This window comes from Janthinobacterium sp. SUN033 (genome assembly GCF_030397595.1).
GTDB classification, from domain to species: domain Bacteria; phylum Pseudomonadota; class Gammaproteobacteria; order Burkholderiales; family Burkholderiaceae_D; genus Janthinobacterium; species Janthinobacterium kumbetense.
The window spans coordinates 845,035-867,812 of record NZ_JAPQNV010000002.1 but is presented as its reverse complement, the minus strand read 5'-3'; the positions used below and the strand labels follow the sequence as shown (position 1 = coordinate 867,812).

Below are 22,778 nucleotides of genomic sequence, written 5' to 3'. Positions count from 1 at the left end.
GGTGGCAGCAAAAACGTCCCTGGGAGATTTACTCTTCGATAACTGTATAGGCGATCTCAAGGGGGAAATGAAAAAAACCATGGTTTTTAGACATGGTTTTTTTGTAAGCAATGGTAACTTGCTGTTATTTTGCCAAGACCGCAAGGTCGGTCATGCGTCTCAGGCGGTGGCTGGCACGCGGGTGGCCACGCCGGTGGCGATGGCCGCTTGCGACACGGCAGGCGCGACCCAGCTGCGCAGGCGTTCGTCGAACGGCGATGGAATCAGTTGCAGCGGCGTCAGCGCGCTGCTCTCGTGACCCGGCAACGGTTCCTTGGCCAGCGCGGCGATGGCGCGCACGCAGGCCAGCTTCATTTCTTCGTTGATGGTGGTGGCGCCCACGTCGAGTGCGCCACGGAAGATGTACGGGAAGCACAGCACGTTGTTGATCTGGTTCGGGTAGTCCGAGCGGCCCGTGGCGACGATGGCGTCGTCGCGCACGGCATGCACTTTTTCCGGGGCGATTTCCGGATGCGGATTGGCCAGGGCGAAGATCAAAGGCTTGGCGGCCATCGATTCGACCATCTGCGCGCTCACCACGCCGCCCTTCGAGACGCCGATGAAAATGTCGGCGCCAACCATGGCGTCGGCCAGGTCGCGGTCGCTGGTGTCGTTCGCGTAGCGCGCCTTGTTCTCTTCCATGTTGGCATCACGGCCCGGGTAGATCACGCCCTGGCTGTCGCATACTTTCAGCAGCGATTTATTCAGGCCCAGCGAGACGAGCAAGTCCAGGCAGGCGATCGAGGCCGCGCCGGCGCCCGAGACGGCCACTTTCACGTTGCCGATATCCTTGCCCACCAGTTCCAGGCCGTTCAGGATGCCGGCCGCGACGATGATGGCCGTGCCATGCTGGTCGTCGTGGAAGACGGGAATGTTCATGCGCTTGCGCAATTGCTGTTCGATGTAGAAGCAGTCCGGCGCCTTGATGTCTTCCAGGTTGATGCCGCCGAAGGTCGGCTCCATGCGCACCACGGTGTCGATGAACAGGTCGGGATCGTTCTCGGCCAGTTCGATGTCGAACACGTCGACGTCGGCAAATTGCTTGAACAGGCAAGCCTTGCCTTCCATCACCGGCTTGCTGGCCAGCGGACCGATATCGCCCAGGCCCAGCACGGCCGTGCCATTGGTGATCACGGCCACCAGGTTGCTGCGCGACGTGTAGGTGCCGGCCGTGCGCGGATCTTCCACGATCGCTTCGCAGGCGAAGGCCACGCCCGGCGAGTACGCCAGGGTCAGCGCGCGGGCGTCGCCCAGCGGTTTGGTTGGCGTGACGGAAATCTTGCCTGCGCGAGGTTCGGCGTGATAGGCGAGGGCGGCTTCTTTCAGGTTGAAGGTTTCGCCGTTCTGTTCGGCGTGCTTGCTGTGCGAAGTAGACATAGGAATTCTGGGAAGGGCATACAGGGCCCGAGTGGTCAATCCGAGTCATGGTATGCAAGCGTTTGCACGCTGTCAAGGCTGGATTGTACTTAAGAGTGTCAAAACCGCTTTGGGAAACGGCTTTATCTCAATGCAAGCGTTTGCTCGGTTTTTGACGGAATGGGGAATTTTTACGATAAAATCACGGTATTGCGATCCGGGAAGCCCATGACAAACAAGAACCCCACCTTAAGCGACGTCGCGCGGGCCAGTGGCGTGCACTTTTCCACCGTGTCGCGCGTGATGAACCCGGCAACGCGGCAAATGGTCAGCGCCGAGGTGGCCACGCGCGTGTTGGCCGAAGCGGGCCGGCTCGGCTACCGGCCGAACCGCGCCGCCTCCACCCTCGTCACGCGCAAGTCGCGCATCATCGGCGTGGTCTTGCCCGACATTACCAACGCGGTTTTTCCGCCTATCCTGCTGGGCATCGAGGAAGGCTTGCGCAAGCATGGCTACCTGGCCATCGTCGCCAATGTCGGTGCCGACGAGGAAGAGCAGCTGTTCGTCATCAACCGCCTGCTGGGGCAGCAGGTCGATGGCCTGATTTTGGCTACCGCACGGCGCGACGATCCCGTCATCAAGATGTGCATCGACCAGAATGTGCCGGTGGTGACCGTCAACCGCAGCGACGAGACGGGCGTCGCTTCCTGCGTCGTCAGCGACGACGTGGTCGGCATGCGCCTGGCCGTGGAACACTTGCTGGCGCTGGGCCACCGGCATATCGCGCATATTGCCGGCCCGGAAAACCTGTCCACCGGCCACGTGCGCCGCCTCGGTTTCCTGGCCGCCATCCAGGCCAGCGAACTCGATCCCTCGCAAGCCTTCGTGTTTGAAAGCAGCGGCTATTCGCGCGAATGCGGCAAGGCGGCCCTGCTGGAGCTGCTGCGCCAGTCGCCGCGGACGACGGCCGTGGTGACGGGCAGCGACCTAGTGGCCCTCGGCTGCTACGACGCCATCCGCGAACTGGGCTTGAGCTGCCCCGAAGATATTTCCGTGGTGGGCCACAACGACATGCCCTACATGGACATGATCCGCCCGCCCCTGACCACCATCCGCATCCGCCACCACGGCATCGGCACGGAAGCGGCCCGGCTGATCCTGCAAACCATCGATTCGCCCGATTCCGCCGTACTCGACGTGCGCCTGAAACCCGAGCTGGTGGTGCGCGAATCGACGGCCGCTCCCCGAGGCTGAGGCCGCGCCTGGGGCCGCGCCGCTGCAAGGTGGTACACTGGCGCCCCTCAACGTATTTTGCCCCTCTATCGCCATGACCAAAACCAACACGCCTTCCCCGAAACGCCGCGAAGAGGGCGTCGCCAAGCTGACCGTCAATCCCTTCCTCGATGCCGAGTTTTACGCGCGCATGCGCGATTACACGGAGCGCGATGCGGCCATCATCAAGGAATTGAAGGCGATCGCCGAGATTCGTGCCGGCAACAAGCAGCCCGACCCCCGCCTGGCGCCGTCGCTGGAAGCCCTGCGCAGCACCGTCAAAAAAGGCTTGAGCTTTGGCGAGATGCTGGAGCGCATGGCCGCCGGCAAGGAAAAAGGCTTGTGGGAGCCGTGGATGACGACCTTCGGCATTGAAATTCGCGCCGTCAACTACGGCGCCGGCCCGCGCAACGCCTGCCTGGTGCTGGACCTGGCCGCGAATGCCCCCGCGCACGCCATGTTCGCCAAGGCGGGCATCCAGAACTGGCGCAGCCTGGCCGCCGACGACTGCTCCGTCGTGCGCTCGGAAAAGGCGACGGAAACCACGCCCTTGAAAGTGTATGCCGTGTTTTATCTGGACCCGCTGCCAGCCTGATCCGCCAGCAGCACCAGCGCCAGCACGATCAGCACCACGCCCGACAGCCGTTCCAGCGACGGCAGCGCGCGCGCAAAGCGCTGCCGCAGGGCGGCGCTGCCGATGGCCAGAGCCACCGCCATATCCCACGCCAGCACGGCAAAGACCATCCACGCGCCATACGCCACCATCGCAACGGGACTCGTCTGCCTGGCGGCCAGCACGGTGGCCAGGCTGACATAGAACAGCGCATTCTTCGGGTTCAGGATGGCGGAGACAAACCCCGTCGCGACACCGCCGCGCCAGCGCGCCTTGCCGGTGGCGGGCTTTGCCTCCAGGCTGCTCTTGCCCGCATGGCGCAGGAACAGCCAGCCCAGGTACAGCAGATAGGTGCATCCCGCCAGCCGCACCAGCATGAATGCCGTGCTGCCCGCCCTCAGTACCGATAGTCCCGCAAACGCCGCCACGATAAACACCGCATTGGCCACGGTAATGCCCACGCACGTGCCGGCGGCGCCGCGCCAGCCGTGGGCCAGCGAGGTGCGCGCGATCAGGAAAAAATCGGGACCGGGCGACAACAGGGAAAGAAAGTGGGCGGCGGCGATGAAGAGAAAATCCTGCATGGAGTTTGGCTCCGGCAATGGCGATGCGCGAGTATGCCGGGGCTGGCGACAGCCTGTATTGAAGAAAATTGCAGGTGTTCTAGCTGCCCTGGCCGCGATAGCGTCCCGGAGTGATGCCCGCATGCGCCTTGAACACGCGCTGCAGGTGGCTCTGGTCGGCAAAACCCAGCTCATGCGCCAGTTGCGCCAACGCCGTCCCGGCCTGCAAGCGGCTGCGCGCGCGGTTGACGTGCATATTCAGTTGGTAGGCATGCGGCGTCAGGCCCGTGGCGGCGCGAAAGGCGCGGATCAATTGATACGGGCTCAGGCCTGCCGCCTCCGCCAGTTGCCGCAGGCTGGCCGAGGGCAGCGCCTGCAGCGTTGCGAGCACGGGTGCCAGCTGCTGCGGCAGCGGCTTGCGTTCCGAAGGCAGCCGATCCGCACAGGCGCTGGTGCAGGCGACCAGAAACGCCAGCAGCGCCGCATTTTTCTCCGCCGCGCTGACCGTTGAAAACAGCAGCGCATTCATGGCGCAAAACTGCGCGTACAGCAGCGGGCACTGCAACACCGCCGCCGTATCGCCATCGAGCGCCGGCGCGTGTGCTTGCAGCCACCGCGCATCGAGATGCAGCATCTGGTAGCTCCACAGGGCGTCGGGCAGGGGATTGCAGGCGTGTACGCAGCCGGCCGGCACCAGCACCAGGCTGCCATTGCCGAGTGCAACCTTGCCGTCTTTGCTGCCGGTAAAGATGCTGCCGCCAGAGTCGACGGCGCCGATGGAAAACGTGGGATGGCTGTGGGGCTTGTAGCAAGCCCGGCTGTGGCAGGCGCGCCGGCTCTCCACGTGAGGGAGAGACGGGTCGCGCCAGAAGGCGGTGGTACCGGGCATGACTACATCAAAATCACGTCGTATTGTTTTTTTAGTGTCTATTGGCATCTATTGACGTCTTGCTTTTAATTATAAGTCTTTGATTTTATTGAATTTATGTCCGTAATTGTCTATTGACGTCCATTAGTGTTGTCACTATTATGTGTAGCTAATTGTGTAGCTACATACGATGAGCAGAAATATGACAACAAAAATCAAGAACAGAGACCGCCTTGATGCCATGCAATTACAGCACTGGCTGAGGGCTGTAGAAAATGGCGTCGCACCCACGGTGCGCGATCCATCAACGGGCGAGGTTACAGTGCTTCCGGTACCGCTGGCAAGGTCCGACGGGGATGGCCTGACGTTTACTATATCCAAAAGTGGTACTGCTTCCTGGATATTGCGATATCGGTATGGGGGCCGTGTCCGGGAACTGACCCTTGGAAACTATCCAGACTTGGGCCTGGCCGCTGCAAGAAAAATGGCTCGGGAAAAGCGGGTGGAAATAGACCAGGGGGGCGATCCGGCAGCAGAGAAGCGGCGCATGGTTTCTTCGGCATTGAAAGATTGGACGGTCCGCCGGCTGATCGAGGACTACCGCGAGAAGATATTGGCAGACCTTTCGGTGAGTAGCCAAAAGGGTTATGGACGTAGTCTTGTCCGTATCGAAAATCGGCTAGGCGGATTGACGGTTTCTCAGGTGTCGTCGATGGATATCGTTGAGATGATCGAGTTTGTCGATGCCCCCTGGAGTGAATCGCGGACACTTCTTTCGACTGCGCGGATGTTATTCAGGCATGCCGCTGGTAGGAAGCTGGTAGCGGCCAACCCTTGTGTGGGCATTGAGCTTACCGCCTTACTTGGCCGGCGTCCTCCTGTGCGTCTGAGGTTGATGCTGTCTGAGACTGAGTTACGAATCGTACTTAGAGCGAAAATGAACCGCGAGAATGCCTTGGCTGTTCGTTTGCTGCTAGGAACCGCCGTCAGGTCTGACGAACTCCGCAATGCTCGCTGGGAACAGTTTGATTTTGAATCTGCAGTGTGGAGTGTACCTTCTACGAAAACTGGGCCTGGCATGCAGATCCCATTGTCAGGCCCGGTCCTGGAATGGCTGACGGAGTTGAAGGCGCTGAGCGGTGATTCCTCCTTTATCTTGCCCAGCAGGGCAGAGCAACGAAAGAGGAAGTTCGGTGGTGATGCGCCTATCAATCCCAATACCATTGGAGCCGCTATTGAGTTCTGGCTAACGGAATATTCGCCCTCTGTCAGGCGCTTTACCCCTCATGACCTGCGCTCCACGGCGAAAAGTCATATGCGCGCATTAGGTATTCCGCGCGACATCACAGAAATGTGCCTGAATCATAAGCTTCCTGGGATTGAGGGCATTTACGATGTGCATACTTATTTTCCGGAACGTAGCGAAGCGTTGGCAACCTGGGGAACCTATCTACAGGGCCTCGAATGTGCTACTGACTAGGACTTGCAAATCCCGCGTTATACGGCGTTTGACATCATCGGCGCTGTCAAGTGTCGTGTCACGTGCATTGCGCGCTTGTCTGGCCGTTTTATCGCGTTCTCTGGCATTGCGAGCACGTATTGCTTAGTAAGCACGCGCCGACATACAAGGAAAACCCTCCTGAATGCTGGAGAAGCGCTGAAAATGGCAAAGTTATTTGCCATTATTGAAACATTGTTGTTATGGTAAAATGTTGATATCGAGTTCAAGCTACGCATCGTTCATGGTGCCGAATTCGATTCATCGCGCAGTGCCGCAAGTCTGATCAGGTCGCCTCCGAGACAAGGACGGTAGATCGATGCTTCAGCAATTCCCATATGCCATTACAGCCCGATCTTGGTTGCCGCTCGTTCGGCTGGCATTGCTGCGCGCTTCTTTTATCATTTCAAGGAATAAATATGAGCACCTTACCTACACTTCCTGGCGTAGTTACTTCCAACACCGCAGGATTTCAACCGGCATTCAAGCATGTCGGAACCAAGGATCGGCACGCATATGCATTCGCATCGATTGCGATCATTGCCTCTACCACGATCGAAGATGTCTTTAAAAAGGCCGAGGAGCTTGGTATGCCAACTATCGGCCCGTACAGCCACTGGATCGATGCCGAATTCCTTGCAAGTATCTTTGCAAAATATGGCTGGGTGGCGACCGTGTGGAAGGAATGCACGGGTACGGCCACCTTGCCGGACCTCTGCATGGCGCTGGTTGACTACGACACTGACTGGGAAATGGGGCGCTTTGTCGTAATCCATAGGGCCAAGGCAAGCCACGACGCAAAAATCGTGACCTACGCAATTGATCCTGCCGCAGCAGATGTGAAGTTGCAGGTCCGTACGGACCTTGATGTGTTACAGCCTGCCTGGTACATCGGCGTACATCCGATGGGAAAGATCGCTTCATCGACGAAGAAGTGACGTGGCGTTCGTCTATCTAGCTGAATAAAGCGTTTTGCTTTAGCTACTCTTGCGGCGGTGGGGGAGACAGCAACTCTGCCATGGGCACACCCAGGGCGCGTGCTATGCGCTCAATATTGCAGATTGAAATGTTTCTCTCGCCGCGCTCAACGGAGGAAATGTAATTCTTGTGCAGCTCGGCATACTCCGCCACCTTCTCTTGAGTCAGAGATTTGGCGAGGCGTATGCGTTTCATGTTGGCGGCGAAGAGCAGCTGCGCATCAATTTTTTGGGGTTGGAGGCTTGTCACAGGCGAAGCATCCGTTTTTTCGATAGCTAACTCCACCCACTTTGAGTTTGCTTAAAATAATTTCCATGAGACAATAAGTAAACTCAAAGTGTTATTTCATTGTTTGGCTATTCTTGTGTTCCTCATTAGGGAGATTCAATTGGCAGCAAAAAAGAAAGACGATAGTGACCTGTATATCGTATTGGGAATGATCCTTTTTATCCCGTTCCTTATCTTTGCATGGAGACACTACAGTCGGCTAAAAAGGGAGTTTGTCGTGAACGCTTCATCGCAGCGGATTTTCGATACTGCAAGCCTTTGGTATCCGCTGGGCGTTGGCGGCGGTATCACAGCCGTGGCGACATACCTTATCCTTGCACTCGCACACGGGCCTTGGTACCTCAGCATCATCTTGGCGCCATGTCTTGGCCTCCTATTCCTCTTCTTAGGACGCCAAGTGGCTCGCTGGCTCGCCGCAACCTATTTAGGGGTGCTGGTTGACCCTTTGCAGGACAGGGTACTGCTTCCATGTGACATGGCCAGCTATGGCATTGCTGACTACCTGAGCTTTCGCTTCCTGAAGGATATGGGAACCGTAGACAGCATTCCCTTATCCGGAATTACAAAGATCACTCGTGAAGCCGGTAAAAGTCTGTACGTACATGGCGCATTTGGTTCGCGGGCGATGACCTTCACCAACAAGCAAAAACGGGACGAGTGCATTGGGGCTATCGAATCAGCATCCCGCAGATCCATCAGGGCAGGCGGGTTTGAATAGGATCGGAGGCCAATTCGCCTGCCGTTTTCAACGTTATCTATGAGGGGTATCATGCAACTGAACACGACGAAGGGCCGACTGGACTATCGGAAACTTCCATTTTTACCAGCCAAGAATAAAGTCCTTGGGATAGCGATTATGCTCAGCTCGGCCTGCATGCTTTCAGCTTGCGGCAAGTCGAAGCCGAGTGCATCGGATATCGAGCCGTATGTAATGGCTGAGCTTTCGAACTGCCCATTATGGTCAGTGAGTGATGTCCGCAAGGTGGACGGAATTGCAACTGAGGATTCGTACCAAGTAGATTTTTCAGCTAAATTAACTCTAAGGGCTACGCCAGAGCAAACACTGCGCAGGTATGTGGATCATGGAAAAGAAGCAGCCTATCTCGGCTGCCATTTCGTCATTGCGCATTTATCAGATACGCGTATTCGGGGCTTACCAACGAAAAAGTATGAAATCTCGGGTGCTGGTGAGCTAGTCAAATCAGAAAGCGGCTGGCGGTTAAGGGGAGAGTTGGGGCAGCTGGCATTTATGCGTGATGCCAATGAGTGGGCTTCAATTCGCGAGGAAGTCAATCGCCAGGAATCTGCATCTTCTACTGTTGCAGTAAGACCGTCAGCAGCAAGTGAAGTGGAGGTCAAAGGTCAAAACGCCTCACCTAACTTGTCACCTTGCGTCGAAACGAAACTGATGGCTTGGGAGAAGCGGCATTCCAATGAAGTTGAACAGGCTGCAGCAATTGCCCGAGCCGCTGGTGAAGAGTTTCGTTCCAGCGCTGGGATGGAGGAGCTGATGCGGCAAGAGGCCTTGGCCACAGCCATCTCTGAGTGCAAGTAATCCCATTTCGCTTACCAATTCCTACAATCCCTTTCGCTTAACGGTATCTTTGCTTAAATCGATGCCTGCAACCAAGTTGCAAGCAGGTTAGAAAACACTCTGACCTGCTGTATTTCCCACCTCCAAACTCAGCGAACACGTGCACATCTTCTTCTGTCGAAGTTGGAGTATGCATGCGCGCAACTTCTCACAATCAAAGGGTGATATGAAAATTTTTCGTAATGGACGTCTGCCGCCATACAACACGGAGCAGGCAGTCACACATCGCGCTCCTATCTTTGCGCTGGGTACTACGGTAGCTACACCTGGGGCACTGGATCTACTTGATCGCGCAGGGACGAATGCTTCCACCTATTTGGAGCGGCATCAGTCGGGGGATTTTGGATCGATATGTTCGGAGGATGAACAAGCAAATCGTGTCGCGATTCTTCATGGATTCCGGATTTTGTCAGCATACAACATCTCTGGCGAAAAGCTCTGGGTTATCACGGAGGCCGACCGCTCTGCGACAACGTTACTTCTACCTTCAGAGTATTAAAAAAACACCTGGGGCTTGATCCCTCGTGCATTGTTTAATAGGTAAATTTTGTGGATACGTACTGTCATCCACCACATTACATAACGGCACCCTCTGCGGTGCCGTTTTTTTTGTTCCTGCAACTATCGCTAACACTTTATTGTTGCCAATTGAAAGAAATCATGACGGACTCAAAAAAGACCTCATCATTGTCGCGCGCAGCGAAAGCCAAGAAGTTACGTAAGGTAATAAAGGCAGCGCCATCAGCGTTAGTGTTGAGCTACTCAGCGGCGGCACAGTCGAGCGCCACCACGCGGTCATACGACGCGGACATTCTTCATTTCAAACAGCATGGTGGCGCGATCCCCGCGACAGCAGCCATGGTGGCTGAATACCTGGCGAGCTTTGCCGGGACATTGGCAGTCGCGACTCTGCAACACCGCCTCATCGCTATCCACAGGGCACATACTGAACTAGGACTTGAATCGCCGATGAAGGATCACCTGATCAAACGGACTATGCAGGGAATCCGTCGGACGTTCGGCACCAAGCAGCGCCGCGTTACAGCCCTCGTTAAGGACGATCTCCTGGAAATGATGGTGCATATCGATCATCAGGCGCCAATGAAGGCTGCGCGTGACAAGGCGCTTTTGCTCATCGGATTTGCCGGTGCATTCCGGCGTTCTGAGCTTGTCGCGTTGCAGTACGAGGATATGACGCAATTCGATGCTGGAGTTGAGTTGTTGATTCGGCGGTCCAAAACCGACCAAGAGGGCGCAGGCCGAACCGTGTTCATCCCGTATGCAAGAGGTAGTCGTTGTCCGGTGAAGGTGCTGAAGAATTGGCTTGAGTTGGCAGGGATTGTAGCAGGTCCACTGTTCAGACCAATTAACCGACACGACCAGATAATCGGAAGCAAGGCGCTTACTGCGCAGTCCGTCGCTTTGATTGTGAAGTCTTCCGTGCGCAAGATGGCGGGCGATGATGCTGCCAAAGCTGTCGCTGGTCACAGCCTTAGAGCCGGGTACTGCACAGAGGCCGCGATAGTTGGACTGCAGCCATATCAGATACGTGAGCAGACAGGTCATAGGTCGGACGTGACCTTGGCGCGTTACATCAGGCCGGTCGCGAAGAGAAAAATACCCAGTCTTCTTTGAGCGGCGCGGCAGAGTCGGAGACATTTCGGTCTCTTCTTTTTTTGGGGAGGGGATCAACATTCAACCTATGACAAGTAAGCAAACCTGAACGTGTGGTCACAGGAGTCCGAGTACAGTAACTATCAAGAAGATATTCTTCCAGGCGGTCCAAATGGCCTTTCTTCATGGCACTGCGTCATGTATCCTTGTTGTTAATATACTTTTGGCATCAAGCTCATGACCACGACGACCATCGCCCCTTCCGCCTTCCGCTTCATAAAACTTGGAGAACAAGGCTATTGGGAAAAATCTTGCATCGAGGATGGAACCCTACGTCTTGGTTACGAGAGTCCCCACCATACAGAATCCCTTGCCGGTGATTGGGGCACCGTACAGGATTTCTGGCTGACCGTTCGAATTGGTGACCACAAAGAGGCGACCGTTAAACGTGACATCAACCAGGTGAAGGACTTCTACGAGTTGGATTCAAACAGCCTCTGGTTCACCTTCTACAACCGCAAACTATGGTGGTGCTTTGCCCAGCCAGAAGTCACCGAGCTTGAAGATATGAGCCGCATTCGCAAGACCTTGAATGGTTGGTCCTGCACCGACCTGAAGGGCCGCGAGCTCACCGTACAAAATCTAGACGGCCGAGTAACGACGGTCCAAGGCTTCCGTGGGACCATCTGCAGCCTGAGACCTGAGTTGCATGAATACCTCACCAGCAAGATTAACGGCGCTACGACCAAGGATGTTGATGATGCCCTGGCTCACCTGATTTCACTGACTGAGTCGATGAAGCTCCTGGTTCAAGGCTTGTGGTGGAAGGACTTTGAACTACTGACCGACCTCATTTTTTCGCAGGCCGGGTGGCAGCGTACTTCCGAGTTGGGCAAGACACAGAAATCCATTGACCTTGACATGCTCTCTCCTGTCACTGGTCGACGTGCCTATGTTCAGGTAAAGTCCAGCGCCAATATCGCAATGCTTAATGCATCTATAGATGAGTTTAAGGCGATGGAAGCCTTTGATGAACTATTCTTTGTAGCTCACACCACCGACAGAGGAATTCAGGAATTTACCACAGAAGATCAGCGCATCCATGTCATGGACTTGGACCGCATCGCGAATCTCGTGATTAATTCTGGCCTGGTGCGTTGGCTCATTAACAAACGCAGCTAGAGTAAATTCACGACAATGAAATTATCTCCCTTCACCATCAAGTACCTCGCCAAGATGGTTTCTGGTGACACCGAAGGCTGGCCCTATCGTAGAGGGCCAGACCTCGTGAAGCTGTTCAACCAGTATGGTTTTCGGGACGTATACGAACAGGGTTTCCCCACTAGGTACATCTTCGCTGAGGATAAGCTCAAGGCTATAAGTGGCCAGGTCATCGTTAAGGAGCTCCTCAAGGATTTGCTGGACCCGCGCAACTGGATGGACGCTCAGAAGGAACTCAAGAGCATCGATGAATGCGCCGCTCAAGTGAATGAGCTTATCAAGTACGATAACCTGGAAATGGTGAAGGATGGGCTCTACTATAAGGCACGTGAACTCAGCGGATCTATCATTACCGTTGAAGTCCCGTTCAGGAAGGCATCAGACATCACGGAAATTGCCATCGAAGAGCAGATTCACAAGTGCCGTGACAAGATCACTTCGGGCGACTATGACGGCGCAATTACTAATGCACGCTCATTGGTGGAAACGCTGCTGACTTCAATCGAGAAAGAACTAGACCCCAGTGCACCAGAACCAGATGGCGACATGGTACGCCTCTATACACGTGTTCGTGGGCTCCTGAATCTTGATCCCGGTCGCAAGGATATTTCAGACGCCTTGAAGCAGGTTCTTACCGGCCTGGCCTCAATCATTCATGGCTTGGCGACCATGCGAAACAAGATGTCTGATGCCCATGCTACTTCTTATAAACCGGCCCGTCACCATGCCAAGCTTGCAGTGAATGCAGCCAAGACCGTAGCGGATTTTATGTTTGAAACGATGGCCTATCAGAAGGCTGCAGGCCGGCTCAAACCGAAGCAATGAACTGAAAGTAGACCGTGCACAGACTATACGAAATTGGTTTTCAACTTTTCGGTCAGTGGAGCCTAGACAGCGATAGTCTGCGACTTGAGCTCAATGCCTTAGTTGAACATCAGAACGTACTGTACGCCTTCATCAGCTCCGACACCGTGAAATATGTGGGGAAGACTACTCAAACCCTCCAGCGAAGGATGATGGGCTACCAGAAGCCTAATGAAGGGCAACGGACGAACTGGCGCAATCGCCTTTCCATCATAGAGCTTTTGAAGGCTGGTCAGCGTGTAGAGATTTTAGCCATGCCTGATTTTGGCCTTTTAAAGTACGGCGTATTTCATTTGAACCTAGCCACTGGCCTTGAGGACAGCATCATCAAAGCCCTCAAACCTGAGTGGAATAGTGGCCGCACAAGCATAGCCATCGAAATACTAGAAGAAGCCAATCCGCCTGACCAGAGCAAAGAAGCCAAGCTTGAGTCTCAAGCCGTTGCAAGTGCTGATAGCTTCCAAATGACCATTCATAAAACCTACTACCGTACAGGATTCTTCAATATCCCTATCGCTTGGTCAAATCCTTTAGCCGGTGACAAGGCTGATGTGATGATCTACTGCGGCAAGGAAAAGCTGGTTGTCGATGCGAAGATTAACCGCATCGCTAATACCAACGGTACTCCCCGTATCATGGGTGGAACACGTTTGAAAGGGTGGTTCCAAAAGAGTGAACCCATGAGGGTTGTCACGGTTAGTATCTTGAACTCAACCACCATCGACATTCAATAACTGGCAGAAGAAAGAGCTTGCGAGCCTTCCGTCTTCCACCATTCCTTGGGTTACTAAAGGCAAACGCTCATCTGCTGGAGGAGTCAATGTAAGTTACAAGGTCAGTGGTTCCTTTTGCCCAAACTTGGCAAGCCACCAGATACTGTCCAAATTGAACCGCCTGAACCCAATCCGATATCGGCAGCACTTGCGCGCGGCTTCTTATCCAGCACGATACTTGCCAATAAATTGGCGTGTTCTTTCCAATGGTCTCTCGACAAAGGCAGATGGCAGACCGGACACCGTTTGAGGTTGACCGAGCCTTTCCCAGGCAACGCGACCTTCACTATCGCAAGGTGCTTATTCTTGGCGCGTGGCGTAGAATTGCGAGGTGGATCAGGTATGTTTTTTTGGAAGGCGATACTAAAGAAAATGTCGCTTCCATCATGCTCTAAAAATGCAGTGCATGGCCCCGAAATCTCAAGTAGTTCGTTGCGTTCACAGTGCTTGTCAAAGTGTAGATCGTGAAGGTCAAGCTTCGGTAGTCTTACACTACCGTTTGCCGATAAGCTCCAATGATGCAGAGTCAGAGTGAGGTGGTCAGGTGCGTCATTGGCGAGATGGACAACCAACTCCTTCAGCATCTCCAGAACAGCATCTCGGTTTCCAACTATGTACGGAGCTATGTCTGCCCGGTGAAGCAGTAAGAACATAGAGGCGTCTTGCGTTGAAGTGATGGGCTTGCTAAAGTTGGCAACGCATCGTAGAACCTCGATTGGTCCAGCGAACATTGAATCGATCACGCTGCGCTGCGCTGGCGTCAAATCCAGGCGGCTTCGAAAGGTTTTATTCTTCATCATGTTTTCTCACGTCCCTTCATGTGTTTGACGCCAATGGCTCTAGTCTAGCGGATCGAACTTAAGTCCTTTCTAATGACTTATTCTTTACCTGAATCTTCTGCTTATAGTCGCACCTTGGAAATCGAGTACAGCCAAAGAAATCCGAATACGGACCGGTCCTTTTCGTCAGCGTTCCTTGACCACATTTCGGACATGGAGCCGTCTTAGACTTTTTACCATCAATGCCTTGTACTTCAAGCTTGATGTCGTTAATCAACTCCACGACGAACGGCGACATACGGCCATCAACAGTGAAGATGGTTACGGAGCGCCGCGCACGAGTCAGAGCCACATAGAACAGCCTACGCTCTTCACTGAAAGCATAGGTATCCTCTGATGGCATCGCAAGTTGAAGAACTGGGTCATCTTCAATGGTGCTTGGGAAAGAGTAATAGCCGCTGACCACACGTGGCAGAATCACGTAATCAGCTTCCAAACCTTTAGATCCATGCACACTTGAGAATTTCAGTTCAAGGTGAGTACTATATTTCTTCTCCCAATCGTCAGGGATGTACTTTTTATCCACCTTGTAGCGTCCCAAGACGAATACTGAAATCTTCTTCCCTTTTTTAGGCGAAGCTACCTCACCATTCAATATTTTCCTGTGCAGGCCAGCCAAAAACTTGTCGACGCTATCCTGTAGCTTCTCATCGTCATCCACTTGGAACAGTTCAACTGCAGGGGGATGTTCAGCTTCCAGAGAGCGTACTTTTTTAGAAATCTGCGAAGGATTCTTAAGCACGAATTTGCTGGACACATCACACAAGGACTGAGGGCAACGGAAGGTTCGTTCAAGCCGAACAATGATGGCACGCCCAAACCATTCTTCAAACTTAGTCATCACCGAAATGTCAGAACCAGCAAAGCGATTGATGCTCTGCCAGTCATCCCCAACAGCGAACAGGAAGCGGCCAGGTTTACGGACAAGCGCTCGTGTGATTCTTGCGCGAGCCCATGAAGCATCTTGGAATTCATCAATCATCACCAGCTCATATGGGGATTGCCAGCGCCCCGCGTCCATGTGATCCGAGGCCAAATTCAACATGTCCTCAAAGTCAATGCAGCGACCATCAGCCAAGCTCTTTTCCCAAGCTTTGCGAACCTCCACAAAGATATCCAGGAACAGCTCATGACGATAAACGAAGTTGCCCACTGTCTGGTTGTGAAGTCGCTGGCGTAAATCAGCATCGGTAAGCCGGTTACTCTTAGCATGGGTCAGGAACGTCCTGAACACCTTCACGAGGTCCTCATTGTTAATGGGTTTACGGCCTTCAACTGGACGTTCAGGATTGGGATCAAGCACTATGCCACGCTTCGTTAGTTCAGCTTCAAGGATAGCAAAGGCTTTACCAGTTCGGAGCTGAGCCGAAGTTGTTTCAATGAGCGCTGTCTTGTGCTGCTTATGCAACCCTCGCTTCCACTTCACACCATCCATGTAGCCTTTGAACTGTGGTGGTGGAGCCCCATTTTGATCAAAAGCGAAATGCTCATGGTAGAGATCCACATCGGCGTAGTAGAAATCAGGGTTGTACTGCCTGTGCGATTCTGTGGCCGTATCATGTTCATATGGCTGTTCATAGCGATAGTCCACACCGTTATAGAAAAGCCAATCCGCAATCATACGCTCACCATGGCTCTTCACCACTTCATTGCGAAGTGTGCGGAAGCCGTACTTCTTCGTGTTGCGATCCCTATCTTCTGTGTCTTCCTCCTCTTTTCCGAATTGGGGCAAGTCCCGGCTCAGGACGATGCGGAACAGATCCCACTTCGTCCTAAATAAAGCGTCCTTGTCCTTCAGGCCATCAATCAACTCCGCCAGGTGTTCAATGTCTTTACCATTGTCCAGCCATGCGGCCAAGCTGGGCTTACGTCCAGTTGCCTTGCCGATGACATCCAAGCCGAAGGCATGGAAGGTACGGGCAACCACGGCATCAGCGCGGAAGCCGAGAGGCGTTAATCGATCATGAACCCTCTGTTGAAGTTCTTCGGCAGCGTCTTTATTGAAGGCCAGCAGAAGAATTTTGTCGGCACTGACCAACTTACGGAGCAAAGCATATGCAGCCTTTGCCACCATCGTTGAAGTCTTGCCAGATCCCGCCGACGCGATAGTTAGAACACGGTTGTCAAAGCAGACCACAGACTTGGCCTGCTCTACGGTTAGGGGAGACTTTTCCACTTTATTGAAGAAGTCTTTGCAGGCGATCAGTTCAGCCTGGAAGTGCTCTTCATTACGCTTAATGACCGTGGGGCGCAGATCAGCCTTCCATAAATCCACTGCATATTTTGTGCCCTGGTCCTTTCCCTTGAAGTGCTCAGCTACCACTGCATCCTTCAATAGGGCTGAGAATCGTTCAGCATCTTTACCAACCACAGCTGGCCTAACAGTGTCCCACCCCTGCAAAGTTTCCTCAGCAATCCAGCGATGGTTTGACTTGTGGGTCTCAAAATCTTGAACCACGATTTGGCGCCATGACACTAGCGGGGCAAGCAGCCGGTCAAATTCCTCAAGCTTGCTTCGCTTCTTCTCGCCAGCTGTGAATTGGGAGTATGCAGTCTTGATGGCCGCAGTCATCGCTACGGCATGCTCATTGGGAATGCCGTCCAATGAAATGACCTTACCTTCCTGGGTCTTGAAATCCACCGATGTCCAGAAGAACCCAGGCGCGGTGCTAACCGCCTCTTCGTCCGTAAGACTAGCCTTGTACTTGCGTCCTTCCTGGTGAACGATCAGCTCAGGACCATTGATCAAAAGCGTCCATCCCAAGGTTCTGGTGAACCGCTCGCCCATCCTGCTTGAATTCCAAATACTCACAATTGCCGAACCTTTTTCCTTAGAGAAACGACATGTTAGCAAACCCGTGGCCCATCTCGCCATAGAGTGGCCGATGACGACGGTGCTAAGGATAAGTCCAACTGTCTTTCGATTTGCAAGTTAAAGAGTTGTGAAAATCAACCTTTTCGTTTTGATCGTCTGGATTTTCTTCTACTTGAACGAGTGGATCAGTCATCAGTGGATACAACAGCGGGGAGCTTGTGACCGTTGCGAGCAAGGGCTTCCGCTTCGGCTCTGGAATATCCCGCTACTTCTTCATAGGGAGGTGAGCCTCAAGCTTGAAGAAGAAAAAAGGAAGATGAGACTGGATTACGAAATGATCGCCAGCCTCATATATCGCTGGAATCAAGATTGAGGAAGGCAATAATCCCATGAGTCTTTACGGTTGAGGGGGGCTCTGTGGGCCATATAGCGGCTCCGGCCTGCTAAGCTGACGGGAAACTGGAGGAACTAAACGATGGATCACACACAGAATGCGGCCGAGTTTTCAGGCTTTGACCCGCGGTCGCAGTTTGCGAATGCAAATTTTTCCCCACTCGGTCAAGGCGATTTCTTGGCTGGCGGCGACGCTGGGGAAGTTTTGGGAAGAATGGCGGCATGTTACCTGGGCTTTCGGAGGCCAGAAGGTGATCCTTTGTTTGACGGCATTCTGGTCATCGCGCCACCAATGTCTGCCTGGAGCGTTTCTGACGAAACCATTGCTGAGATGCTGGCATCGGGTCTTCAAGCAATCTGGGGAACAAGGGCTTCCGAGGTCGCAGCCGGGATTTTGGGACGCGTGGTCATCCATCGATGCCAGCGGCTGGAGTCTGATGAGGTCGTCGCTGCATTCAAGGTTTCCGGGCCGAGGCGCATCTGCCTGATTCCAGAGGCAAGCAGGTACCGCGACGGCGAGGCGCTCGTAACCGATACTGCCACCGGCCTTTCTCGCACAGTGTTGTCGGAAGACATTTGGGTTCCGCATGTTGTGCGCTTGGCGACAGCGAGTCTTGCTGTCGCCAAGGATACAGAAAACGTACTCGTGTTCCACTCGGAAGAGCCACTTTTAAAAGATGAAAGTATGAAGCTGTTGGCTGACGTCGAACAACTCTTTCCTGGTGTGCTTGTGGATGAGCACGGCAAGACACCAAAGAAGGAGTTTCTAACGCAATTGGTGCCGCGCTGGGTGACGATGGCCGTTGCTGGTCGCTCAGTAGATGCTTTGCACGAACTGGAACAGGCTGGATTGAGCGCAGAAGACCAGCGTGAAGTGAGGCTCAACATCGCCGTACGTGTCAAGGACCGTCCAGAGGTGCTTCGGCTGCTGAGAGAGTGTCTGGATAAGTGCCACGACCTGACCAGCGAAAGTGCGGTCAGCTTGGGTCGCGTAGCGCACCGCTTTAGCGATATGGAGCTTGCCCAGCAGTTCTTTTCCGATGCACTCACAAAGGGTCTTAACGGTCATATGGCGCTCGTGCTCGTGCTTGATGCTTCCACGTCGATAGGTGACGAAAGGCTTGTTCGGGAGAGCTGGGATCGTATGGTCGTCTTGTTTCCCAATGATAAATATCTCGACGAAAATCGGGAGTGCCGACTTGTGCTGACGTGCGAAGTAGTAAATGAGGTTACTGGTTCGGCGCCTTCAAGGGTTGGATTTGATAGGTTTGAGTCTTATCTCGCAGATGCCCTCTACCAAAAACACGATCCGGACTACCGAGGTCTGTTCGACTATGTCGTGGAGCGTTGGCCCGAGAAGCAAACGATTGCGGCTCTTTGCCTTGCCCTTCACGCATCAAATTGTCGAAGTCTCGAAGCCGCCTTGAACTTCGCCGTCGTGGCTTCCGGAGAAGAGGCGTATGCTGAGCGTGCAGCCTGGATACTCTTAAATGTCCTAAAACGGATGTTTCTTCAAGAAATCCGTCGAAGGGACGGGATGGAGATTTACAAGGTTCCTCTTTTGCTCATATCCCGTTATTTGAGCAATCATCCAGGCAGGGGGCAAATGCGTGCCGAGCTAGCTGAGGTAGTTAGTGTCGAATCAGCAGGTCAAGCTGGGCTGGCGGTCTTAGCATCATTCGTCCTCGACGTGATTGGTACGGGAGCACCAATGGTGGAAGCATCACAAGCCTGTCAACGCTCAGAAGACAGCCTGCTAAACAATTTTTTTGCCGACGCATTGATTTGGATGAGCGAGCAGCCCGCTATTGAGCCTGGCGTTACGAAGTTACCCGCACGTCTGCTCACGGACGACGCCAACAGACTCCTCTCTGGTCTTCAAGCGCTGCTGCAAATGGCCGCCCGCATGGACGATACGCCGGAGCAGCTCGACGCGATCGAGAAGTTAGCATACATGATATGCCTGCTTCAGCCCTTCGCACCCGGAAATAACACTGACCTAAGCGCGCTTCGCCTTTTTGCCGCAAAGTGTTGGTACTTCGGCCGTGCTCAACGAGCTCGTGACGTCGCTGAGCAGATACTTCAGCTTGCGGGCAGCACCCCCGAACGCAGTCGGCTAGCTTGGGGCTGCTACGCAGACATCCTGCACTTCACTGGGAGCCCGATCGACGCGCTTATTGGCTTGGCATGCGCGTCAGTGACTGATACCAAGCTAAGCGCTGCGGATCTCTATCAAGAGGCGTATGTACTACTGCGGGTCACGAGAGACCTTCATTACCTTGACCTCGCGCGACAAGTTCTTCCCACGTGCAGGAGCCTATATGAGATCGAAGGAGTTGGAGACTTAGGACGACAGCGCTTAGATGGCATTGAGCTGTCGCTGGATGTTGTTCAGGCGTCTGAGCAAGGAGAGGCAAACCTTGTCGCTTTACTGGAACGAACAAGACTTCACTGCGCCGAAGTAATGGCTGGAAAGGATGAGCTGTTCTCTGCTGCATCCCACTTCCTTCAAATCGCGGGAATGGTCGAACGAATGGGCGGCTCACTGTCGCTTGAGGCTGTGGCCCTACGGGCTGAACTTGAGGGCCGCCAGATTGGACTGCAACTCCGCACGGTGTCAACGGCCTTCCCGACGCCGGAGGAGGTCGTCGATCTGCACAATCAATTACAGGCAGCACGTTACTCCGAAGATACCGCTTCAGACCAAAGAACGGTTGTGGTCGCAGCTCATCGCCTCTTGCTGCCGCGAGAGCCAGAAATTTCGGCTGCTCAAGCTGCGGTCGCAGTCGAGCTCTTGAGTGACAGGGCAATCCGACAGATATCTGAGAGCCCAATCGATGTCGATTGGCCGGGAGAATTTATCTCAAAACTCTCCTTGGAAGGATTGAGCGTTTTGATGCTCGCGATGGATAGCGGTGGCGAGTTGGTTGGTGCCTTCAGCAAGTGCGGCGAGGTTACTCTTGTGCGGCCCCGAGCCTACGGTCCGAGTTTCGCGAGGCGACTGAGCATCTGGAGTGCCGACTACCCTTATAAGTATGGGCTCGTCAATCGAGACGCTGGTAATAACGAGATCTATTCCTCAATGACTAAACTCGATCTGAATATGCCCGATGCCAGACGTTTGTTAGTTGTAGCTCAGCCTGCGCTGCAGCAGATTCCGTTCAACATCGGGCTCATAGACGGTAACTTTGCGGGAACAACGATAGCCATTGGCTCCGCCCCATCGCTGACCTGGTTCCGAGAAGTTCGTGGACGTCAGCGCTCGGATGCCTCAAGGCGGCTCGCATGGATATCTTGTGCTCCACAGTCTGAGGCCTACGGCACTCTCGAAATGCTCTATGCCAGAATGTCGCCGGTTTTTGAACAGTATGGCTTCGAAACCGACACGAGCGGCAGCATTCCAGTGGACACTCGCGGAGCAAATCTTGTGGTTGTCACAGCACACGGCCAACTGACTGCCGACGGACGCTTCATTCATCGAATCGCTGACGAACAGGGGCTCGTTGAGTCGCCGCAGATACTTGCACGGGCGCTGGCGGGAGTTGAGCTTGTCATCCTGTTTGTGTGCAGTGGTGGTCGTGTTGACCAACATCCGTTAGCCAACACTACGGTCAGCCTGCCGAAGATGCTCCTCGACAGAGGGTGTCGCGTGGTCATAGCTTCTCCATGGCCGCTAGATAGCGTCGTGCCGGGAAACTGGCTCGAGCGCTTTCTTGAAGCCTGGGATGGCGGAGACAGCGTAATCGACGCGAACTTTAAGGCGAACCAATATGTAAGTGAACGACTAGGGCCTGAGGCGCCGTTGTACCTGGCAATGACGGTGTACGGCGACGTGTTGCTCAGTAAGGCAAGCGGTGGATTATGTGTTCCCAGGGATACAGGTCAAAGCGAGTAGAAAGGGCTATCAACGAGACGCAATGCAATCCGAGGTGTAGTCCACATTTTACTTTCTCCTGGTGCTGCTAGTTCTTGGATGAATGGGAAAGTGCTTTCTGTGTTGGGGAATGACGGTTGCCGCTGCGAACTTGCTTCGCAGCTGGCTAACTATCGAAAACGCTTTATTATCACTGCCGAAAGCACACATGAAAACCCCAACGAAGCGATCTCCGCAATCTCTGAAGACAACAAAAGCCGGAAATCCACTTAAGCAGCCTCAGGCAATACCATCGGCGCTTGTAGCTAGCTACTCAGCGGCGGCGCAGTCGAGCGCCACCACGCGGTCATACGATGCGGACATTCGACATTTCAAACAGCATGGCGGCACGATCCCTGCGACAGCGGCCATGGTGGCGGAATACCTTGCAACTTTTGCTGGAAACCTCGCTGTAGCTACGCTTCAGCATCGCCTGATCGCAATTCATCGAGCACATACCGACAGTGGCCTGCCGTCGCCGATCATGGATCAACTGGTCAAGCGGGCCATGCAAGGCATTCGTCGCACGCTGGGTGCAAAACAACGGCGTGTGACTGCTTTGGTGAAAGACGACCTGCTTGAAATGATGGTCCACATTGATCAGCAGTTGCCCATGAAAGCCGCGCGCGACAAGGCTCTATTGTTGATTGGCTTCGCTGGTGCGTTTAGGCGCTCCGAACTGGTGGGGCTGCGATACGAGGATATAACCCATTATGATAGTGGCTTGGAGTTGCTACTTCGACGGTCGAAGACCGACCAGGACGGCGTCGGACGTACCGTGTTTATCCCTAATGCGAGGGGTAACCGCTGTCCTGTGAAAGCGCTATTGACCTGGCTCGAATTGGCTGGGATCGCGGCTGGCTGGTTGTTCCGGCCGATCAACCGGTACGATCAGGTAGTCGGCAGCAAGGCGCTCACGCCACAGTCCGTTGCGCTGATCGTCAAGGCCTCTGTGCGAATGATTTCGGGCGACGAGGCGGCCAAGATGGTAGCGGGACACAGCTTGCGTGCGGGGTACTGTACTGAGGCTGCGACAGTGGGACTTCAGCCATACCAAATCCGCGAACAGACTGGGCACAAATCGGACGTCACCCTTGCTCGCTACATTCGCCCAGTCGCTAAGAGGAAGATTCCAAGCCTGCTATAAGTCCAATTGGTCTCCGTTGGTCGCGCTCAACAATGAACCCAGGCCGAGGCCCACGCGGGAGACGTTCCTGATGAGTGCGTGCGGCAAGTTGGGCTTTGCTGTGGGTTCCGCTTTTGACCGAAAGCAGTCT

At 54.2% G+C, this 22,778-nt stretch carries 17 protein-coding genes and 1 pseudogene; 12 read left to right on the top strand and 6 right to left on the bottom strand.

The window, feature by feature from the left end:
• Positions 1-177: 177 nt before the first annotated feature.
• Positions 178-1,416: pseudogene (locus tag OX460_RS12425) on the bottom strand (malic enzyme-like NAD(P)-binding protein); the annotation flags it as partial.
• A gap of 207 nt (positions 1,417-1,623) precedes the next feature.
• On the opposite strand from OX460_RS12425, the gene OX460_RS12420 reads away from it, so the two are divergent.
• Positions 1,624-2,649, top strand: a complete 1,026-nt coding sequence (locus OX460_RS12420) for a LacI family DNA-binding transcriptional regulator (RefSeq protein ID WP_289898807.1) — start codon at positions 1,624-1,626, stop codon at positions 2,647-2,649.
• Between the two features lie 73 nt (positions 2,650-2,722).
• Complete coding sequence (locus tag OX460_RS12415) at positions 2,723-3,262, top strand: hypothetical protein (protein ID WP_077408222.1); 540 nt, start codon at positions 2,723-2,725, stop codon at positions 3,260-3,262.
• Here OX460_RS12415 and OX460_RS12410 read toward each other — a convergent pair.
• Entirely contained in the window at positions 3,238-3,864 is a 627-nt protein-coding gene (locus OX460_RS12410) for a LysE family translocator (protein ID WP_289898806.1), read from the bottom strand. The genes OX460_RS12415 and OX460_RS12410 overlap by 25 nt on opposite strands.
• Before the next feature lie 79 nt (positions 3,865-3,943).
• Positions 3,944-4,732, bottom strand: coding sequence for an AraC family transcriptional regulator (locus OX460_RS12405; RefSeq protein WP_289898805.1), 789 nt, complete (start codon positions 4,730-4,732; stop codon positions 3,944-3,946).
• A 181-nt stretch (positions 4,733-4,913) separates the two neighbouring features.
• On the opposite strand from OX460_RS12405, the gene OX460_RS12400 reads away from it, so the two are divergent.
• Both OX460_RS12400 and OX460_RS12395 read left to right on the top strand, forming a co-directional pair.
• Positions 4,914-6,191 carry a site-specific integrase gene (locus OX460_RS12400; RefSeq protein WP_289898804.1) on the top strand — a complete coding sequence of 426 codons (1,278 nt, stop codon included), beginning with the start codon at positions 4,914-4,916 and terminating at the stop codon, positions 6,189-6,191.
• 437 nt (positions 6,192-6,628) lie between these two features.
• Complete coding sequence (locus tag OX460_RS12395) at positions 6,629-7,147, top strand: hypothetical protein (protein ID WP_289898803.1); 519 nt, start codon at positions 6,629-6,631, stop codon at positions 7,145-7,147.
• 43 nt (positions 7,148-7,190) lie between these two features.
• On the opposite strand, the gene OX460_RS12390 is transcribed toward OX460_RS12395, so the two are convergent.
• Complete coding sequence (locus OX460_RS12390) at positions 7,191-7,382, bottom strand: helix-turn-helix transcriptional regulator (RefSeq protein WP_289898899.1); 192 nt, start codon at positions 7,380-7,382, stop codon at positions 7,191-7,193.
• 193 nt (positions 7,383-7,575) lie between these two features.
• Here OX460_RS12390 and OX460_RS12385 point away from each other — a divergent pair, with 193 nt between their 5' ends.
• The 6 genes from OX460_RS12385 to OX460_RS12355 all read left to right on the top strand — a co-directional run bounded on the left by OX460_RS12385 (position 7,576) and on the right by OX460_RS12355 (position 13,502).
• Entirely contained in the window at positions 7,576-8,193 is a 618-nt protein-coding gene (locus tag OX460_RS12385) for a hypothetical protein (protein WP_289898802.1), read from the top strand.
• A gap of 51 nt (positions 8,194-8,244) precedes the next feature.
• Entirely contained in the window at positions 8,245-9,030 is a 786-nt protein-coding gene (locus tag OX460_RS12380) for a hypothetical protein (RefSeq protein ID WP_289898801.1), read from the top strand.
• 699 nt (positions 9,031-9,729) lie between these two features.
• Complete coding sequence (locus OX460_RS12370; protein WP_289898800.1) at positions 9,730-10,704, top strand: site-specific integrase; 975 nt, start codon at positions 9,730-9,732, stop codon at positions 10,702-10,704.
• Positions 10,705-10,920: 216 nt separating this feature from the next.
• The gene (locus OX460_RS12365; RefSeq protein WP_289898799.1) at positions 10,921-11,865 is read left to right on the top strand and encodes a restriction endonuclease; all 945 of its coding nucleotides are present in this window, start codon (positions 10,921-10,923) and stop codon (positions 11,863-11,865) included.
• 15 nt (positions 11,866-11,880) lie between these two features.
• Complete coding sequence (locus OX460_RS12360) at positions 11,881-12,729, top strand: abortive infection family protein (RefSeq protein WP_289898798.1); 849 nt, start codon at positions 11,881-11,883, stop codon at positions 12,727-12,729.
• Between the two features lie 14 nt (positions 12,730-12,743).
• Positions 12,744-13,502: a GIY-YIG nuclease family protein gene (locus OX460_RS12355; RefSeq protein ID WP_289898797.1), complete on the top strand. Its 759-nt coding sequence runs from the start codon at positions 12,744-12,746 to the stop codon at positions 13,500-13,502.
• A 101-nt stretch (positions 13,503-13,603) separates the two neighbouring features.
• On the opposite strand, the gene OX460_RS12350 is transcribed toward OX460_RS12355, so the two are convergent.
• Both OX460_RS12350 and OX460_RS12345 read right to left on the bottom strand, forming a co-directional pair.
• On the bottom strand, positions 13,604-14,341 hold the full coding sequence (locus tag OX460_RS12350; protein WP_289898796.1) for a hypothetical protein: 738 nt from the start codon (positions 14,339-14,341) through the stop codon (positions 13,604-13,606).
• Positions 14,342-14,399: 58 nt separating this feature from the next.
• Positions 14,400-17,255: a UvrD-helicase domain-containing protein gene (locus tag OX460_RS12345; protein ID WP_289898795.1), complete on the bottom strand. Its 2,856-nt coding sequence runs from the start codon at positions 17,253-17,255 to the stop codon at positions 14,400-14,402.
• A gap of 415 nt (positions 17,256-17,670) precedes the next feature.
• On the opposite strand from OX460_RS12345, the gene OX460_RS12340 reads away from it, so the two are divergent.
• Entirely contained in the window at positions 17,671-21,483 is a 3,813-nt protein-coding gene (locus OX460_RS12340; protein ID WP_289898794.1) for a CHAT domain-containing protein, read from the top strand.
• Between the two features lie 187 nt (positions 21,484-21,670).
• Positions 21,671-22,648: a site-specific integrase gene (locus OX460_RS12335; RefSeq protein WP_289898793.1), complete on the top strand. Its 978-nt coding sequence runs from the start codon at positions 21,671-21,673 to the stop codon at positions 22,646-22,648.
• Positions 22,649-22,778: the final 130 nt, after the last annotated feature.

Coding starts and splice junctions, on each gene's coding strand:
- OX460_RS12420 (WP_289898807.1), top strand. CDS start 1,624: ATGACAAACAAGAACCCCACCTTAAGCGACGTCGCGCGGGCCAGTGGC.
- OX460_RS12415 (WP_077408222.1), top strand. CDS start 2,723: ATGACCAAAACCAACACGCCTTCCCCGAAACGCCGCGAAGAGGGCGTC.
- OX460_RS12410 (WP_289898806.1), bottom strand. CDS start 3,864: ATGCAGGATTTTCTCTTCATCGCCGCCGCCCACTTTCTTTCCCTGTTG.
- OX460_RS12405 (WP_289898805.1), bottom strand. CDS start 4,732: ATGCCCGGTACCACCGCCTTCTGGCGCGACCCGTCTCTCCCTCACGTG.
- OX460_RS12400 (WP_289898804.1), top strand. CDS start 4,914: ATGACAACAAAAATCAAGAACAGAGACCGCCTTGATGCCATGCAATTA.
- OX460_RS12395 (WP_289898803.1), top strand. CDS start 6,629: ATGAGCACCTTACCTACACTTCCTGGCGTAGTTACTTCCAACACCGCA.
- OX460_RS12390 (WP_289898899.1), bottom strand. CDS start 7,382: ATGAAACGCATACGCCTCGCCAAATCTCTGACTCAAGAGAAGGTGGCG.
- OX460_RS12380 (WP_289898801.1), top strand. CDS start 8,245: ATGCAACTGAACACGACGAAGGGCCGACTGGACTATCGGAAACTTCCA.
- OX460_RS12370 (WP_289898800.1), top strand. CDS start 9,730: ATGACGGACTCAAAAAAGACCTCATCATTGTCGCGCGCAGCGAAAGCC.
- OX460_RS12365 (WP_289898799.1), top strand. CDS start 10,921: ATGACCACGACGACCATCGCCCCTTCCGCCTTCCGCTTCATAAAACTT.
- OX460_RS12360 (WP_289898798.1), top strand. CDS start 11,881: ATGAAATTATCTCCCTTCACCATCAAGTACCTCGCCAAGATGGTTTCT.
- OX460_RS12350 (WP_289898796.1), bottom strand. CDS start 14,341: ATGATGAAGAATAAAACCTTTCGAAGCCGCCTGGATTTGACGCCAGCG.
- OX460_RS12345 (WP_289898795.1), bottom strand. CDS start 17,255: ATGGCGAGATGGGCCACGGGTTTGCTAACATGTCGTTTCTCTAAGGAA.
- OX460_RS12340 (WP_289898794.1), top strand. CDS start 17,671: ATGGATCACACACAGAATGCGGCCGAGTTTTCAGGCTTTGACCCGCGG.
- OX460_RS12335 (WP_289898793.1), top strand. CDS start 21,671: ATGAAAACCCCAACGAAGCGATCTCCGCAATCTCTGAAGACAACAAAA.